The 16395-nt window shown below is 70.3% G+C and carries 18 protein-coding genes and 1 tRNA gene; 3 read left to right on the plus strand and 16 right to left on the minus strand.

Features of this window, described 5'->3' with window-relative positions:
* Nucleotides 1–15: 15 nt before the first annotated feature.
* Both lysA and argS read right to left on the minus strand, forming a co-directional pair.
* Nucleotides 16–1446: a diaminopimelate decarboxylase gene (gene lysA, locus ACLJQE_RS19435; RefSeq protein ID WP_410640664.1), complete on the minus strand. Its 1431-nt coding sequence runs from the start codon at nt 1444–1446 to the stop codon at nt 16–18.
* Between the two features lie 3 nt (nt 1447–1449).
* Complete coding sequence (argS, locus tag ACLJQE_RS19440; RefSeq protein WP_410640665.1) at nt 1450–3105, minus strand: arginine--tRNA ligase; 1656 nt, start codon at nt 3103–3105, stop codon at nt 1450–1452.
* Between the two features lie 196 nt (nt 3106–3301).
* Between argS and ACLJQE_RS19445 the strand changes: the two genes are divergently transcribed.
* A complete protein-coding gene (locus ACLJQE_RS19445; protein WP_410640667.1) occupies nt 3302–4108 on the plus strand; it encodes a DUF3105 domain-containing protein in 807 nt (268 codons plus the stop codon).
* Nucleotides 4105–4812, plus strand: a complete 708-nt coding sequence (locus ACLJQE_RS19450; protein WP_410640668.1) for a DUF305 domain-containing protein — start codon at nt 4105–4107, stop codon at nt 4810–4812. Before ACLJQE_RS19445 ends, ACLJQE_RS19450 begins: the two co-directional genes overlap by 4 nt.
* On the opposite strand, the gene ACLJQE_RS19455 is transcribed toward ACLJQE_RS19450, so the two are convergent.
* From ACLJQE_RS19455 to ACLJQE_RS19465, 3 genes are all read right to left on the minus strand, one after another.
* A complete protein-coding gene (locus ACLJQE_RS19455) occupies nt 4809–4964 on the minus strand; it encodes a tetratricopeptide repeat protein (RefSeq protein ID WP_410640669.1) in 156 nt (51 codons plus the stop codon). The two genes, ACLJQE_RS19450 and ACLJQE_RS19455, sit on opposite strands and share 4 nt — an antisense overlap.
* Nucleotides 4965–5126: 162 nt before the next feature.
* Nucleotides 5127–6047, minus strand: coding sequence for a cation diffusion facilitator family transporter (locus ACLJQE_RS19460; RefSeq protein WP_410640670.1), 921 nt, complete (start codon nt 6045–6047; stop codon nt 5127–5129).
* A 171-nt stretch (nt 6048–6218) separates the two neighbouring features.
* Entirely contained in the window at nt 6219–7319 is a 1101-nt protein-coding gene (locus ACLJQE_RS19465; protein ID WP_410640671.1) for an epoxide hydrolase family protein, read from the minus strand.
* A gap of 149 nt (nt 7320–7468) precedes the next feature.
* Between ACLJQE_RS19465 and ACLJQE_RS19470 the strand changes: the two genes are divergently transcribed.
* Nucleotides 7469–7541 (plus strand) — tRNA-Arg (locus ACLJQE_RS19470).
* 142 nt (nt 7542–7683) lie between these two features.
* Here the strand turns inward: ACLJQE_RS19470 and ACLJQE_RS19475 are convergent.
* From ACLJQE_RS19475 to ACLJQE_RS19525, 11 genes are all read right to left on the minus strand, one after another.
* Nucleotides 7684–7860, minus strand: coding sequence for a hypothetical protein (locus ACLJQE_RS19475; protein WP_410640672.1), 177 nt, complete (start codon nt 7858–7860; stop codon nt 7684–7686).
* Nucleotides 7861–7938: 78 nt separating this feature from the next.
* Nucleotides 7939–9366 (minus strand): tyrosine-type recombinase/integrase, encoded by a 1428-nt coding sequence (locus ACLJQE_RS19480; protein WP_410640673.1) that lies wholly within the window; start codon nt 9364–9366, stop codon nt 7939–7941.
* Complete coding sequence (locus ACLJQE_RS19485) at nt 9363–9563, minus strand: helix-turn-helix transcriptional regulator (RefSeq protein WP_410640674.1); 201 nt, start codon at nt 9561–9563, stop codon at nt 9363–9365. Before ACLJQE_RS19485 ends, ACLJQE_RS19480 begins: the two co-directional genes overlap by 4 nt.
* Before the next feature lie 600 nt (nt 9564–10163).
* Nucleotides 10164–11747: a YfjI family protein gene (locus ACLJQE_RS19490; protein WP_410640675.1), complete on the minus strand. Its 1584-nt coding sequence runs from the start codon at nt 11745–11747 to the stop codon at nt 10164–10166.
* Between the two features lie 299 nt (nt 11748–12046).
* The gene (locus tag ACLJQE_RS19495) at nt 12047–12220 is read right to left on the minus strand and encodes a hypothetical protein (protein WP_410640676.1); all 174 of its coding nucleotides are present in this window, start codon (nt 12218–12220) and stop codon (nt 12047–12049) included.
* Between the two features lie 86 nt (nt 12221–12306).
* Nucleotides 12307–13431 (minus strand): hypothetical protein, encoded by a 1125-nt coding sequence (locus tag ACLJQE_RS19500; RefSeq protein WP_410640677.1) that lies wholly within the window; start codon nt 13429–13431, stop codon nt 12307–12309.
* 140 nt (nt 13432–13571) lie between these two features.
* A complete protein-coding gene (locus ACLJQE_RS19505; RefSeq protein ID WP_410640678.1) occupies nt 13572–14279 on the minus strand; it encodes a DUF4417 domain-containing protein in 708 nt (235 codons plus the stop codon).
* Between the two features lie 17 nt (nt 14280–14296).
* The gene (locus ACLJQE_RS19510; RefSeq protein ID WP_410640679.1) at nt 14297–14785 is read right to left on the minus strand and encodes an RRQRL motif-containing zinc-binding protein; all 489 of its coding nucleotides are present in this window, start codon (nt 14783–14785) and stop codon (nt 14297–14299) included.
* A 75-nt stretch (nt 14786–14860) separates the two neighbouring features.
* Complete coding sequence (locus tag ACLJQE_RS19515; RefSeq protein ID WP_410640680.1) at nt 14861–15637, minus strand: hypothetical protein; 777 nt, start codon at nt 15635–15637, stop codon at nt 14861–14863.
* Between the two features lie 28 nt (nt 15638–15665).
* Entirely contained in the window at nt 15666–16037 is a 372-nt protein-coding gene (locus ACLJQE_RS19520) for a hypothetical protein (protein WP_410640681.1), read from the minus strand.
* A 23-nt stretch (nt 16038–16060) separates the two neighbouring features.
* Nucleotides 16061–16210, minus strand: coding sequence for a hypothetical protein (locus ACLJQE_RS19525; protein WP_410640682.1), 150 nt, complete (start codon nt 16208–16210; stop codon nt 16061–16063).
* Nucleotides 16211–16395: the final 185 nt, after the last annotated feature.

Below are 16395 nucleotides of genomic sequence, written 5' to 3' on the forward strand. Positions count from 1 at the left end.
AGCAGACACTGTTGCTCAGACCTCCAGGCGCAGCATGTCGTCGGTCGTCTCCCGCCGCAGCAGCAGCCGTGAGCTGCCGTTGCGCACGGCGACCACGGCCGGGCGGGGCATCCGGTTGTACGTGCTCGCCATCGAGTAGCAGTACGCGCCGGTCGCCGCGACCGCCAGCAGGTCGCCGGGAGCCAGCGTGTCGGGCAGCCAGCAGTCTCGTACGACGATGTCGCCGGACTCACAGTGTTTTCCCACGACCCGGGACAACACGGCCGGTACCGGCTGCTCGTTGTCGCCCGCGGAACGGGAAACCAGCCGGACGTCGTAGACCGCGTCGTAGAGCGCGGTGCGGATGTTGTCGCTCATCCCGCCGTCGACGCTGACGTACCGCCGCGCCGACTCGTCGCCGAGCGAGACGTCCTTGATGGTGCCGACCTCGTACAGCGTGACCGTGCCCGGACCGGCGATCGCGCGGCCCGGCTCGCCGGCGATCCGCGGCACCGGCAGGCCCGCGTACGCGCACTCCTTGCGGACGATCTCACGGATCTGCGTGATCATCTGCGCGGGCGGCGGCGGGTTGTCCTTCTCGGTGTAGGCGATGCCGAACCCGCCGCCGAGGTCGACCAGGCTCAGCTGGTCGAGCAGCTCCGGGCCGTGCTCCTTGGCCAGGTCGGCGAGCAGCCCGACGACGCGGCGGGCGGCGACCTCGAAGCCGTCGGCGTCGAAGATCTGCGAGCCGATGTGGCTGTGCAGGCCGACGAGCTTGAGCGAACGCGCGTTGAGCACCCGGCGGACCGCCTCGGCGGCGTAACCGCTCGCCAGCGAGAAGCCGAACTTCTGGTCCTCGTGGGCGGTCGCGATGAACTCGTGGGTGTGCGCCTCGACGCCGACGGTCACCCGGATCAGCACCGGCTGCACGATGTCGTGCCGCGCGGCGATGTCGGCCAGCCGGGCGATCTCGAAGTAGGAGTCGAGCACGACCGTGCCGACCCCGGCGGCGACCGCGGCTTCGAGCTCGGCGGGCGACTTGTTGTTGCCGTGGAAGGTGATCCGCTCGGCCGGGAAGTCCGCGCGCTGCGCCACGGCGAGCTCGCCGCCACTGCAGACGTCCAGGCTGAGCCCCTGCTCGGCGACCCAGCGGGCGATCTCGATGGAGAGGAACGCCTTGGACGCGTAGTGCACGAGCGAGGGGTCGTCGAACGCCTCGGCGTAGTCCGCGCAGCGCGACTTGAAGTCGGCTTCGTCGACCACGAACAGGGGCGTGCCGTGCCGTTCGGCGAGCTCGCGGACGTCGACACCGGCGATCCGGACGACGCCGTCGGCGCCGCGGAAGGTGTTGCGCGGCCACACCTTCGCCGGCAGGTTGTCGAGCTCCTCGACCCCGGACGGCTGAAGCCCGGAGGTGTCGGCGTGTGGGTAGACGTCGGCGTGCCTTGGGCCTGCGGGGTGCGCCATTTCTTACATCCGTTCCGGAGCGGAGACACCGAGGAGGGCAAGGCCGTTCGCCAGGACCTGGCGGGCGGCCTCGCACAGCGCGAGCCGGGCGTACGTCAGAGGGGTCGCCTCTTCGTCGCCCATGGGCAGCACGCGGCCCACGGTGTAGAACTTGTGGTAGGCGCCCGCGAGTTCTTCGAGGTAGCGCGCGATCCGGTGCGGCTCCCGCATGTCGGCGGCGCGGCGCACGGTTTCCGGGAATTCGCCGATGGTGCGGATCAGGTCGCCCTCGGCGGGCAGCGTCAGCAGTCCGAAATCGACGTCCGAAGCAGACTTCAAGCCGAGATCGGCGGCGTTGCGCTGCAGGGACGCCAGCCGCGCGTGCGCGTACTGGACGTAGTAGACGGGGTTGTCGTTGGAGTGCTTGCGCAGCAGGTCCAGGTCGACGTCCAAAGTGGAGTCGACGGAGTACCGGATCAGCTCGTAGCGGGCCGGGTCGACGCCGACGGCCTCGACCAGGTCCTCCATGGTGATCACGGTGCCCGCGCGCTTGGACATCCGGACCGGCTTGCCGTCGCTGACCAGGTTGACCATCTGGCCGATCAGCACCTCGACCGTCGCCGGGTCGTCGCCGAACGCGGCCGCCGCGGCCTTGAGCCGGGCGATGTAGCCGTGGTGGTCCGCGCCGAGCATGTAGATGCACAGGTCGAAGCCGCGGTTGCGCTTGTCCTTGAAGTAGGCCAGGTCACCGGCGATGTAGGCCGGGTTGCCGTCCTGCTTGATGACGACGCGGTCCTTGTCGTCGCCGTACTCCGTCGAGCGCAGCCACCAGGCGCCCTCGTCGAAGTACAGGTTCCCGGAGTCCTTCAGCTGCTGGACGGCGGCGCCGACCGCGCCGGACTCGTGCAGCGAGTTCTCGTGGAAGTAGACGTCGAAGTCGGTGCCGAACTCGTGCAGGCTCTGCCGGATCTCGGTGAACATCAGCTCGATGCCGATCCGGCGGAACGTCTCGTGCCGCTGCTCCTCCGGCAGGGACAGCGCACTCGGCTCGGCCTTGATGACCTCGGCGGCGATGTCGTTGATGTACCCGCCGGCGTAGCCGTCCTCGGGCGCGGGGTCGCCCTTCCCGGCGGCGATCAGGGACCGGACGAACCGGTCGATCTGGGCGCCGGCGTCGTTGAAGTAGTACTCGCGGGTGACGTCGGCGCCCTGCGCGGCGAGCACCCGGCCCAGCGCGTCGCCGACCGCTGCCCAGCGGGTGCCGCCGAGGTGGATCGGGCCGGTCGGGTTCGCCGAGACGAACTCGAGGTTGATCCGGGTGCCGGTCAGCGTGTCGCCGCGGCCGTACCCGGCGCCGGCGTCGAGGACCTGGCGCACGATGTCGCCCTGCGCGGCCGCGGCGAGGCGGAAGTTGAGGAAGCCGGGCCCGGCGACCTCGGCCGAGGCGACGCCGTCGTCCGCCGAGACCGCCGCGGCGAGCGCCTCGGCGAAGTCACGCGGCTTGAGGCCGGCCTTCTTGGCCACCTGGAGGGCGAGGTTCGTCGCGTAATCGCCGTGGTCGGGGTTGCGCGGGCGTTCGATGGTCACCTGCTCCGGCAGCACGGCGTCGTCGATGCCGCGTGCGGCGAGCACCTGCACGGCGGAGCTGCGGACCAGGTCGGCGAGAGCGGCGGGAGTCACCCGCCGAATTCTAGGTGTGCCCAGGTCCGGCGCGTGCATCGGTCTCGGCCACGTCACGGCCGGTTGGTCTGTGAGGCGTTAACGGTGATCAGACGCGTGGTCTCTACACTGGCCCGGGCGGGAATCCGTCCGCAGCCACCAGAGGGAGAACGCGGGAGCCATGGCGAACGGGACAACTCGGAAAAAGGGGTCGGCGGTGAAGGCGGCCCGTGGCTCCGTGGTGAGCAAGAAGGGCACGCCCTGGGGCACGATCGTCGCCGTCATCGCCATCGTGGCGCTGGCCGCCTCGGTGATCATCTACTACATGGTGCAGTCCGCGCCGAAGCGTGAGCAGGCCGACCGCGAGGCCGCCGCCGCCTCGTTCGCGCCGACCGCGTCGGAACCCGATCCCTCGAAGCGCATCCCCGGCGTGGTGACCGCGACCTACACGGGCAGCGTCCACGTGCTCCCGACCGAGCGCGTCGCCTACGACAAGACCCCGCCGTTCGGCGGCCCGCACGACCAGACGTGGGCCACCTGCACCGGCATCGTGTACCCGACCGCGGTCCGCACCGAGAACATGGTGCACGCGCTCGAGCACGGCGCCGTCTGGATCGCCTACAACCCGCAGCAGGTCACCGGCGAGGCGCTCAACCTGCTGAGCGTCCGCGCCAAGGACAAGCCGTACACGATGATGTCGCCCTACCCGGGCCTGGACAAGCCGATCTCGCTGCAGTCGTGGGGCCACCAGCTGAAGCTGGACGACGCCAACGACCCGCGGATCGACCAGTTCATCGTGGCGCTGCGGAGCAACCCGAACGGCGTGTACCCCGAGGTCGGCGCGTCCTGCGACGCGGTGCCGGGCCAGTTCGACCCGGACAACCCGCCGCCGTTCGACCCGTCGAAGCCGGGTCCCGACGCGAAGCCGATGGACTACAAGGGCAGCACCGCCGCCCAGAGTGACCAGGGCGGCGCGCCGTCCGCCCCCGCCCCCGCCCCCGCTTCCGCCCCGCCGACCAAGTGACCACCGAAGCCGGCCTCGACACCGAAGAGGTCACCGAGCAGCCGACCTGGTCGCGCTGGGTGATCATCGGCGGGACGCTCCTCGCGGTCCTGCTGCTCGGCGCGACGGCGGGGATGTTCCTCACCCGCGCCGTCGACGAACCGGCCGCGGCCACCCCGGCCGCCGGCTCCGTCGAGGTCGGCTTCGCTCAGGACATGTCGACGCACCACCTCCAGGCGGTGACGATGGCGGGCATCGCCCGCGACCGCTCGACCGACCCGGAGATCGAGCAGCTGTCGTTCGACATCGAGCGGACGCAGCTCGAGCAGGTCGGCCGCATGAAGGGCTGGCTCATGCTGTGGGACCAGCCCGAGCAGCCGATCGGCGCCCCGATGCAGTGGATGACGGAACCGATGCCGGGCCACGACGGGATGTCGATGACCCCCTCGTCGGTCAACCCGGCGGGCGGCCCGCTGATGCCGGGCATGGCGACGGACACGGAGCTGAAGAAGCTGCGGTCCCTGTCGGGCCGCGCTTTCGACGTGTACTTCCTGCAGCTGATGCTCCGCCACCATGAAGGCGGGACGTCAATGGCCCAGTACGCGGCGGCGCATTCGTCGCTGCCGGCGTTGAAGGCCCTGGTGAACAGCATTCTGACGTCGCAGGGCGCGGAAATGGACCAGATCAAGCTGATGCTTTCGGGCCGGGGCGCCCAGCCTCTTTAGCCGGCCTTCTTGAGCGCTTCGGCGGTTCTGAGCGTGTCGGGATGGTTCTCACCGAGGACGCGTTTGCGCCGATCGAGAGCATCCTGGAGGTCCGGGTCTGCCTCGCGCAGCACGGCCCGCGCGGTTTCGAGCACCTCCGCGTCGTCGCCCACGTTCGCTCGGCCAGCTCCCCGGGGTCGTCCGGCATCGCGGCCGACGAGACGCCGTACGCCGGACTTCAGGCCCGCGTACGCGTCCTTCACCGCGACCGTCGCCGTGTCCTTCGCCAGAGTCGAGCTTTTGAATCTTCCCCGGCCGGCCCCGCTGTTACAGCGTCACCAGGACAGTTCCTGGCAGCGGCGCGCGCACTGCGGCGCCTCCACCTGCAGCGTCGCGTGCTCGATCGCGTACCGCGAAGAGAGCAGGTTCTGCGCCTCCGTCAGCACGTCCGACTGCTGGGCCGGCGGCGCCAGCGTCAGGTGCGCCGAGGCCACCTCCATGCCCGACGTCAGCGTCCAGACGTGCAGGTCGTGCACGTCGGCCACGCCCGGGAGCGCCGACAGCTCCGCGCTGATCGCTCCGACGTCGACGCCCTGCGGTGCGTGCTGGAACAGGATGCGCAGCGCCCGGCGGGCCAGCGTCCACGTGCGGGGCAGCACCCACAGCCCGATCGCGACACCGATGATCGGGTCGGCGTAGCGCCAGCCCGTCAGCAGCGTCACCGCGCCGCTGACCAGGACGCCGACCGAGCCGATCAGGTCGGCCAGTACCTCGAGGTACGCGCCGCGGACGTTGAGGCTCTCCTTCGCGCCCGCGCGCAGCACCGCGAACGACACCAGGTTGGCCACCAGGCCGGCCGCCGCGGCCAGCAGGACCGGCAGGCCGGGGACCGCCGGCGGGTCGCCGATGCGGCCGATCGCTTCGACCAGGACGTACCCCGCGACACCGAACAGCAGCAGCGCGTTGGCGAGCGCCGCCAGCACCTCCGCGCGGTAGAGCCCGAACGTGCGGCCGACCGTCGGCCCGCTGCGCCGCGCCAGCATGATCGCGGCCAGTGCCATGCCGACGCCGAGGACGTCGGTGAACATGTGCGCCGCGTCCGACATCAGGGCCAGCGAGCCGGTCGTCAGGCTGACGGCGAACTCGAGCACCATGAACCCGGCGCCGATGGCCAGGGCGATGGCCAGCGCCCGCACGTGGCGCCCCGACGCGCTCGCCGGCGCGATCGTGTGCCCGTGGCCGTGTCCCTGACCCATGCCGCCTCCGTTCCCGGTTACCGTCCGGCCAAACATATAGTCGGATGCGCATATATGCAACAGAGGGCAGCCTAAGATCACCCTTTCGCAAGCTACCGCGCACGGCAAAGCCGCCCAATCCACCAGCCGGGGCTTCCCGCCTGATGGATTCGTCACGCTTCGGCGTCGCCCCTACCGCACGAGCCGGAAGAACCCGCGGACCTGCTCGACGAACAGCGCCGGCTGCTCCAGCGCGGCGAAGTGCCCACCGGCGGGCAGCTCCTCGAACCAGCGCAGATCGGTGTAGCGCTGCTCGGCCTGCCGCCGCGACGGCCGGACGATCTCCTTGGGAAACACCGAAACCCCGGCCGGAACATCCACTGTGGACAGATCGCGGTCGTTGTTCTCCCAGTACATCCGCGCCGACGAGACCGCCGTCGCGGTGAACCAGTAGACGGAGATCGCGTCCAGGATGCACTGCCGGTCGACGGCTTCCTCCGGGTGACCCTTGTGGTCGGTCCAGGCCCAGAACTTCTCGGCGATCCAGGCGGCCTGCCCGGCGGGCGAGTCGGTGAGGCCGTAGCCGAGCGTCTGCGGGCGGGTGCCCTGCTGGGCGGAGTAGCCACTGCCGGTCCGCCGGAACTCCTCGAGGTCGGCGAGGGCCTGACGCTCCCCGGGCGTCGGATCGGCGGTGTCCATCCGCACGGGCGCGAAGTTGACGTGCACACCGGCGACGTGGCCGGACCGCGCCACCGCGTTCGTGATGGCGGCACCCCAGTCACCGCCCTGCGCGCCGTAGCGGTCGTAGCCGAGCGACGTCATGAGCCGGTCCCACAGCTCGGCGACCCGCCGGATCTTCAGCGCGGGCTTGTCACTCCACCCGAACCCGGGCAGCGACGGCGCGACCACGTGGAAGGCATCGGCGGGATCACCGCCGTACGCGGCGGGATCGGTCAGCGGCCCGAGGACGTCGAGGAACTCCAGCACGGACCCCGGCCACCCGTGCGTGAGCACGAGCGGCAGCGCATCGGCCACCGGCGACCGAACGTGCAGGAAGTGCAGGCCGACCCCGTCGACGGTGGCCCGGAACTGCGGAAAGGCGTTGAGCCGCCGGGCGAACCCGAAGTCGTACTCCTCGCCCCAATCACGGCAGAGCTCGCGCACGTAGGCGAGCGGAACACCCTGCGACCAGTCATCGACGGTCTCCGCCTCGGGCCACCGAGTCCGCCGCAGCCGCTCCCGCAGATCGGCGACATCGCCCTCATCGAGAACTACCTGGAACGGCTCGGCCATCTCGGCTCCTTCAGGTGGGCCTACCACGCTAGCGACGTCCCGCCGAATCGATCAACTTCACCCCCTGACCAGCGCGGTTGTCAGTCGGGCCACCTGCGGGAAGAGGGTCTCGGGGCATGCGCTAAGCTTTCGGAGTCGCCCAGCGATGGGCCCTCGTAGCTCAGGGGATAGAGCACTGCCCTCCGGAGGCAGGTGTCGCAGGTTCGAATCCTGCCGAGGGCACCCTACGGGAGCGGGAAAAACCGCTTCCCACCAGCGGTTTCGAGCATGAAGCGGTTCTTCCCGCACTCCGGCTGACTCCAGCTGCATCCGATTATGAACGAGTGTTCACGCCCAATGCGTGCCCACGGACGCAGCCGTTCTTTCACCAGATCGGCAGCTCATCACGGCGCGGACACGTGCTGCGATGCTGCTCCTCCCAGCGCTGCCCCTCGTCCGGCGTGACGTCCACGACCTCTGCCTCGCACTTGCGGCAGATGCCACTGACAAGGCCAGCGAGCGAGCCTTCTTCGTCTTCAGGACTCGCTTCGTCATGCGACACCATGATCACCCTTTCGGCTCAGCAGTTGTTGTTGCACAGGCCCCGCCCCGCCAGCGTCGCATCCCTGACTACCTACCGTCAGGACTCGCCTTTCGGCTTGTGGCCAAGGATCTTCTCGATCCGCGCCCGGTTGGCAGCCTGTCCCCCGTCCAGAAACGCGGCGTAAATCTCCAGTAGCACCGCGACCGAGTGGCCGGCCCACTCGGCTACCGTCGCCGGGTCAACCCCCGCGGCCAGCTGGGTGCTGACGGCCGCGTGGCGAAGGTCGTACGGTCGGGCAGCGAGCGGCGTGGCGCGAACCTGCTCGGTTAGAACCGCCTTGCGCGCCGCCCGCCAGGCGCGCGTGTAGGTGATCATCGGTATCTCGCCACCCTGCTCTGCCTGGAACAGCCGGCCATCCGGCCCGTACCCGAACATCCGCACATGCCGCCACAGCAGCCGAGTCAGGTCCGGCGGGAACGCCACGGTGCGTTCCTCGTCGTCGTCGCGGGACTTGAGCGGCCGGTCGTCGCGGGGTTTCCCACTGTCGGTCCACCGGCCACCGACGTGCGGCTCTGCCTTGTCGAGACGGAACTCGCCCCAGTCGTAGTCGAACTCGTTCGTCTCCTCGTTCCAGACCGGCTCGGGGAAGGACGCCAGGTTCCGCTTGTTCAGCGATACGGCTTCCTCCGGCCGCAAGCCGGCGTAGTACATGGTGCCGAAGAACGCTTCCAGCCGTGGCCCGCTGCGTGGCAGCGCGCCGACGCCGGCCAGCAACGTGCGGGCCTGGATCGGGTTCGGCACCGCTCGCGTGTCGACCTTGCGCTTGCCCTTGGGCATCGCGGTCCACTTCACCGACGCCAGGGGGTTCGCCTCGATCAGCTTCTTTTCGATGGCGTAGTCGAGCGCGTTGAACAGCACGCCGCGCGTCTTGCGGGCCACGCTCGGGGCGAACTTCTTGCCGTCCAGCCGCCGCGTCACGGCGCGCTGCAGCGCCCGAAGGATGTCCGGGTCGGTGGCCGCCTTGACCGACAACGTGTTGCGCGCCAGCCAGTCGAGCACCTTGCGCACGTCGGCAGGCACCTCGCGGGCGGTGCGGTATTCGGTGTTGTATCCCCACTGTCGCAGCGCGGACCGCACCACCTTCGCGTCCGGCGAGTTCTTGCTTGCCTTGATGAAGACCGGCATCACGCGCATCAGCGCTTCGGCCCTTGTCTGTCGCGCGGTGGCGGCGGTGTCCGGCCACTTCATGTCGATGTAGGCGACCGTGAAGTCGTACCAGGACATGTCTCCCTTGGGCCGCGTCATCGAAGACGGCAGGCCGGATACCAGGTCGAACGACTCGCCCTTGTTCTGCGCGGACAGCAAGTCCGAGCGGAAGTTCTCCGCCTGCCGGTAGTGCTTGAATGACTCGCGGAAATCCTCGCGCTCGACACGCCACCGCACGCGATAGCTGGTGATTTGCCCCGCCGCGTTGCGGCGCGTGTCGAGCGCCCAGACCCGGACGTTGTAGGACGAGTTGATCACGCTGCCACCTCACGGTCTTCGAGCCAGGCTTCCAGGTCAGCGCGGCGAATCCGGACGCTGCCGTTGGGGAGCTTGATGCACTTCGGCGCGCAGTCCTTCGCGCGCCATTCGTAGAAAGTGGACGGTGCGATGTCCAACTCGTCGCAGACCTCCGCAATCTTGAGTAACTGCCGACTGGTTGCGCGCGAGTGCGCCATGACTTGCCTCCGAACGCCCGGACGAGCGGGCATGAGAAACCGGCCTCCGACGTGAGCGCGTCGAGGGCCGATCTGGTGACGTTGCGTAGATGGTCGCCGTGATGGCTGGCAGGTGGTGCGGCGGCCGGTTGGCCGCGGGGTGCGTCCGTGTTGTGCGGCGAGGCGGGAACAAAAGTGACTTTCTGTGATGCCGCTAGGAGAGGTCGGCGACGGCCTCGCACAGAAAGCACAGAAAGCACAGAATTCCGCTGGGTCTGCGTTTGTACTGCTCAGCGGCCTGGCGGACGGGTAGGTGTGGGTCGCACAGAATTCGCCCAGAAAACCCCCTGCCCGCACAGAAATACCCCCGACAGCCGCACCAGGCGCGGCAACCCCGCCCCGCGGTGACTCCAGGTGACCGCGGGAGCGGAGCAGGTCCGGGTATTTCTGTGCGACGGGGGCTATTTGCGGGCGATTTCTGTGCGGTCTCGCACGACGGTCGCGGCGAGGCTGCGACCTGCGGGAACGGTGGCTGCCGCGATTTCTGTGCTTTCTGTGCTTTCTGTGGGAGGGGTCCGGCGCGGCCGGGCCTCGAGGCGTGCCCGGGCCGGGCCGGTGGTGCTAGCGGCGGTGTTCTGGGTGGAGCCAGTAGAAGGGGCTGGGACGGCGTCCCCGGCGGGCGAGGACGGGTTCCGGTTCGGCGGCGACGTGTCCGAGGTCGTCGAGCAGGTCGAGGCCGGCTTGCAGGTCCTTCATGGTCAGGATGGCTTTGCAGCGAATGGCCTTGAAGAGGTCCTTGACCTGGAAGCGGTGGCCGTGGGGCCAGGTGCGGGCGGTGACCTTGTCGAGGATCTTTTCGGCGACGGCGACGGCGGGGGATTCTCCGATCTTGGCGAGGGTGGCTTGGGCGTGGGTGGCGTAGTAGCTGGCGATGCACCAGGCGTCGGCGACGGTGTCGGCGGAGATCTGCGGGTGGTTCCACGCGTTGTTGGGGTGGGCCGCCAGGTGCAGGAGCGCGGCGATGCGGGCAGTTTGCCCGGCGAGTTTCCCGGCCCAGTCGCCGATATCGGCCCATTCCCCGTTCTCGGGGTCGAGCTTGGGTTCGATCTCGGTTTCGATGTCGGCCATCAGGTCATCGGCGGCCTGGGAGAACGTGAGGGTGATCGGTTCCTCGAAGCCGTGCAACTCGGTGGCCAGGGCCAGCATGTTGTGCATGTAGGTGTCGGCGACGTCGGCCGGGATCGGGCCGGGCCGGATCGTGCGCCGTCCGGACAGCGGGGCGGGGCGGGCGAAGAGGATGCGGGCGAGGAACCCGTTGCCGCGCAGCTTGCCCGGCAGGTCTTCGATCACGGCGGGCTGGATGGTCAGGCCCATGGTCAGGGCGGGGCGGGGGACGTGTTCGGCGCGGTTGCCGCGGTTGACCCGTAGCTCGGTGCCGCTGTAGCCCTTGAGGAACACTTCGGCGTTGACCCCGCCGGAGTAGCGGCCGGCCACGATCCCGAACACCGTGCCCTCGTCCGAGAGCACCGACAGCCGCCCGCCCTGATCGGCCAGGATTGTGGCCACCTGCTCCGGGGTGACGTCGTCCACGATCAGCTGCGGGGCGTGCGGGATCGCGATCGCCTCCGCCCGCAGCGCCGCGTCGACCGCGTCGGCGATCGCCTCCTCCCGGGAAGAGTCGTCGGAGAGCTGGTCCCCGGCGAGGGCGGCGACCTCCTTGGCGGCTTTCTCGCGGGCGGATTCGGCCATGGCCTGGTGCATCTTGGCGGTCTCGATCGAGTGGCGGGCCTCCTCCCGCAGCAGCTTCTCCAGCGCCCGGATGGGTTCGGTCATCGCGGTGAACACCGGCGATTTCCGCGCCGACGGTTCCATGATCACGACGGTGAACAGGGTGGCCTGCTCCCGCCAGGACGGGCGGACTTCGACCATGACCCGGCCACCCGCGGCGGTCGAGAGAGTGGCCAGGGCGAGGGCGCCGGAGAGGTCGAGCGGCGTTTGGATGGTGTGGGCGACCGCTTCGGCGTAGGCGCCCAGCCACGTGGGTAGCGCCGCGACCGGGAACGGCGCCAGCGTCCCGAGGGTGGTGATCGGGGCGGGCTTGTCCGGCCACAGGTGCGCGGCCATCGCCGCCGGCCCCGCCGCGTCGGGGCTGCTGGGGGTGGCGTGGGGCAGGTGCCGGACGTTGTCGTGGGTTTCTGCGGACATCGAGTACCTCCGCGATCTCTCGTGGTCGTGCAGGCAGGCATGGGGCGGGCGTGAGGACTGCGGGGGTGCTCACGCCGGGAACCTGCTCAGGTGGTGGCCGGTTCCAGCGGCCCGCCGGAGAAGGTCTCCACCAGGGCGCTGGCGAGGACTTCGGCCATGGCCGGCGGGACGGCGTTGCCCCAGCCGCGGACCTGCTTGCGCTTGGACTTCTGCGGGAACGGCGGTGGACACGGGAGAGGCCGGGCACGCGCGGTGCCCGGCCTCTCGACTCGGTGTCCTGTGTGGTCGGTCGAGCAGGTTCAGGTGCCGGGCAGTGGGTCGGCCGGCGGGTTGGCTTCGACGTACACCCGGCCGAGCCGGGAGTCGCCGCGGTTGGGCCGGAAGTCCGAGACCTCCAGCACGTCGAAGGCCAGTCGCAACACCTTGACGGCGTCGTCGGTTTCGGCGCGGGTGCCCATGATGCGGATCTTCATGGTTCTCCTCCTTACGGTGGTGGGACTGGATGGGGGTGCGGGCGCGTAGCCGTTCGCGAACCGAGCAGGTCTGCCCGAGGCCCCCCTCAGGCGAGTCCGCGGCGCTTTTGCTCGGCTCGGATCTCGTCGTAGGTCCGCGACGGGATCAGCGGGTCCCGCAGTGCCTGGGCGAGGTCGTCCGCGCTGGCGTTGCCGACGCCGGCGGTTTGCACGCGGTCCTTGGCGCTGGTGTCGCGTGGGCGCTCGATCCGCATGACGTGTTGGTCGTCGCCGCCGATATGGACGGCCGCGGCGTGGTCCTCGGCTCGCAGGGCCTTGAGGTTGTCCTCCGGCACCATGTGGACGTTGGGGTCGTTGCGGTTCATGTCCCGCAGAACCCGGGTCACCTCGGTGTGGTCGACGTCCCCGAGTTCCCTGCGGAGTTCCGCGAGCCCGACCCATGCGCCTTCCGCGGCCAGCTTGGACACCGCGTCGCGCACACGGGCCTCGGTAGAGCGCGGCGGCGCTGCCGAATTGACCGGCTGTTTCTGCCAGCCTTCGCGCAGGCCGCGGAATTTGTTGCGGGCACCGATCGCCTGTTTCAGGACGCGCTCCTGCAACTTCGTCTTGCTCAGCCGGTCCATCCGAGTCAGCCCCAGCTCACCGGCGACAGCGAGCAGGGTTTCCCGGTCGAGCTGCTGATCCTTCAGGTAGGCGGCGCCTTGCTCCGTGGTCGCCGTCTCCCGCAGCCGCGCGGCCACAGCCGCTGCCGCGGACTGTTCGGTGTTGGCGTTCACCGCCGATGTAGGACGTTCGGTAGCAACGGGGGTGGGTGTCTGCTGGGTTGGCGGCGGGCCAGCGTCTGCTTCGGCGGCGGGTGCGACGTCCACCTGACCGGGCGCCTCTGCGGTGTGCGGCTCGGTGGCGTGCTGAGGTTCCGCGGGCACCGGCGTGACGACCAGGTCGCGCTGTTCTTGCCAGCCTTCGCGCAGGCCGCGGAATTTGTTGCGGGCACCGATCGCCTGTTTCAGGACGCGCTCCTGCAACTTCGTCTTGCTCAGCCGGTCCATCCGAGTCAGCCCCAGCTCACCGGCGACAGCGAGCAGGGTTTCCCGGTCGAGCTGCTGATCCTTCAGGTAGGCGGCGCCTTGCTCCGTGGTCGCCGTCTCCCGCAGCCGCGCGGCCACAGCCGCTGCCGTCGACTGTTCGACGTCGGGTAGCTCGTCGTCCACGCTGGCGGGATCAGCGCTCCCGCTTGGAGCCTGCTCGGCTGCGGGCACGGCCGGTTCCACTCGCGCCGGGCCCCCTCCACCGCTGCCGCTGGTGGCGGGCGGCCGGTTGCCCTTGCCCAGGGATGAGCCTCTCCCGCCCATCACCGGTCACCGCCGTCCCAGCGCGACGGGTAGCACCGCACCGGCGTCCCGGCCTGGGCCTGCTCGGTTGGGGGCTTGCCGTGCACCAGCACCAGCGCCGGGTCCAGGCGGTCCAGCATTTCGGCGTAGCCCGCGGCGAACAGCTCCCGGGCCGCCGGGTCGCGCCACACCCCGACCGTGGACACCGCGATCACCGAGCCGACCGGGATTCCGGCGAAGGCGAAGGGGTAGGAGTCCGGTGTGGACCAGCTGATGGTCGGGACGACGGTGACGCCGTGGTGGCCCAGCCAGGCGCCGCACCAGCGGGAGCGGTAGACCTGCCACAGCTGCATCACCAGCGGCATATCCCGGTACAGGCTGAAGTCCGGCGTCAGCGCCGCACCCACGCGCTGGCAGCGGGGAAGGCCCCGCTCCGGCTTGGACCACACGACCTCGAACCGGTAGTCGTCCAGGAAGAAGTGCACCGCGGCGCCTGGCCCGGCGGTGCTGGTGGCGTGGCGGTCGGTGTAGGCCACTAACCGAGCAGGCTCGAACGTCGCCCGCGGCAGCAGCGGGATTCCCCACTCGTTGTCGGCGGGGAACAGGGCGCGGCAGTTGAGCTTGTCGAAGTTGCCGGGCACGCCCTTCCAGCGGTGGCTGCTGCGGGTCCCGCCCAGCCCCAGCTGAGGCGCGGATCTCGCGGGCGTATCGGTGGTGGTGAGGGTCATCGGTTTCCTCCGCGGGGTCAGGACGCGGCCAGCGCGGCGTGGCCGGCTGCGTCGAGGGTGGGTTCGCCGATCAGGTAGTCGTGCAGGTAGGAGTCCGGGGCGAGGCCGGCGCGGTAGAGGCAGGCTTCGCAGGTGCGGTGCGCCCGCGGGAGTTCCGCCCACCCGGTCTCGCCGCACTCACGGCAGGTGCGGCGGGCGGCCATCGCTTTCGCCAGCGCGGCGGCGCGGGCCGGGGTCATCGGCCGGACCGGTTTCGCGTCGGCGATCAGGTACAGGTTGGCGTGCACGATCTTGGCGGCCTTGCGGCACCGGAAGTACAGGAACGCCACCGGGTCCTGCCCGCCCGGGCGTTTCCCGAGCGCGCGCAGCTGGCGGCGCGTAGCGAGCAGGTTCCGCGGTGCGGTGTTGTGCGACAGCAGGGGTTTGCCGTGCCAGCGGCCCCGGGTGAACTCCAGCTCGTTCGACCAGGGCACCGGGGCCAGCACCCACGGATACCGGCGTGCCATAACTTGTCACCTCCCTGCGGTGGGCATAGGGAAGGGCCGGGCACCACGTGGTGCCCGGCCCTGTGTCCGATGTGGTCAGTGGTACTGGCGGGTGCACCCGTGGCAGGTCCAGTAGTCGCCCCGATGCCAGGCCCAGCCCTCCTCGCGGGCCAGGTCGGCGATGTCGGTGCGGGTACCGAGGGCGTGCCATTCGTCGGCGGCCCAGTCCACGAGCCAGGAGGAGTCGCCACAGTCGATCGAGCAACAGCGCAGTCCCCAGCCGGGTCCGCGGTGCTCGCGGTAGATCTCCGCGTCGGGGTGCAGGTGCAGCGCGCCGTCCTGCATGGTGACGGCGTCGTCGGCGAGTTCGGCGGCGGCCTCGAAGGTGTCGAACGCCTCGATCGAGACCATGCCGCGGTGGCGGATGCGGTAGCGCGGCGGCCACTCCCGCCACGACGTGCGTGCGTAGACCAGTGGACGGTGGTCCTCGCGGGCCTCCCACAGCTCGTAGAACAGCGCGGTGATGGCGTCCTTGGCGGCCGGGTCGTCGAGGATTGCCGGGGCGGGCTGGGTCCAGTCGACGCCGCGCCCGGCGAGCCAGCGGAGGGCTTCGCGGGTGTGCAGGTGGCCGGCGGGCAGGGACACCCGGGCGCCGGTGGCGGCGTGGGTGAGGCACCAGTCGCCGGTGTAGCGCAGTGGCGTGCCGGTCGCGTAGGGCATCAGCAGCAGCCCGGGCACGGCGGTCCTCTGCCCGACCATGGGGGCCAGGCCGTTGTGGAACGCGGCGGCCAGCTCGACCAACTGCGACTCCCCGGCGGGAACCGGGGTGCGGGGGCGGTCGGCGACCGTGCCGACGGGTTCGGTGGTGGTCATGGAGGTCTTTCCCTTCCAGGTCGGCGAGTTAGGCGGCGGGGCGGCGGGCGGTGATCCACTCCTCGATCTGTCCCCACGACGCGGCGGCGCGGGCCCGGATCTGGTCCGGGGACAACGGGTCAGTGGTGGCCACGGCACGGCGGGCGGCGAGTTCGGCGTACGTCGGCGCGGCGGCCAGCGCCCGCCAGTCGGCGGCGGCGGCCACCGCGTTCGAGGTCTCCCGGGCGGTGCGGCGGCGGTCCCACTCGACCCATTCCGCCAGCAGTTCCGCCACGTGCGGGCTGGTGTTCAGCAGCCGCCAGTGGCCGGCGTCGGCGACCAGCGCCCGATACTCGAGCCACGGCACCGAGACGAACGCGGGCACGGCGAGCCTGGCCGAGCGGCCGGTGGTGTCGCTCATGCGGACTTCCTTCCGGTCGAAGGTCAGTGGCGGGGGCGGTTCTGGCAGCAGCGGTGGCACACCCGCTGCCGCATCCGGTTGCGGGCCCCGCACGAGCGGCACCCCCACCGCGTGCGCAGCGACGTGACGGGCTGGTGGTGCGCGGACAGCCGCGACGCGGCCGGAGACGTCATGACCATGAGGCTTTCCATCACTTTCAGTAGTCCTCGGACACGGTCCGCCCGTGCCGAGCGTGGACGCGAACATCTCCACCCGGCGGCTACGTTGCGTGGCAGCCTGGTGGGGTGCGCCGCGCGCCGCGGCCCGGAGTGCGGGCCCGGCGGCGGATGAGTTGCGAATGAGTCGCCGGATGAGTTTT

The sequence above is a fragment of the Amycolatopsis sp. lyj-346 genome, assembly GCF_046548975.1.
In the GTDB taxonomy this organism is placed as follows: domain Bacteria; phylum Actinomycetota; class Actinomycetes; order Mycobacteriales; family Pseudonocardiaceae; genus Amycolatopsis.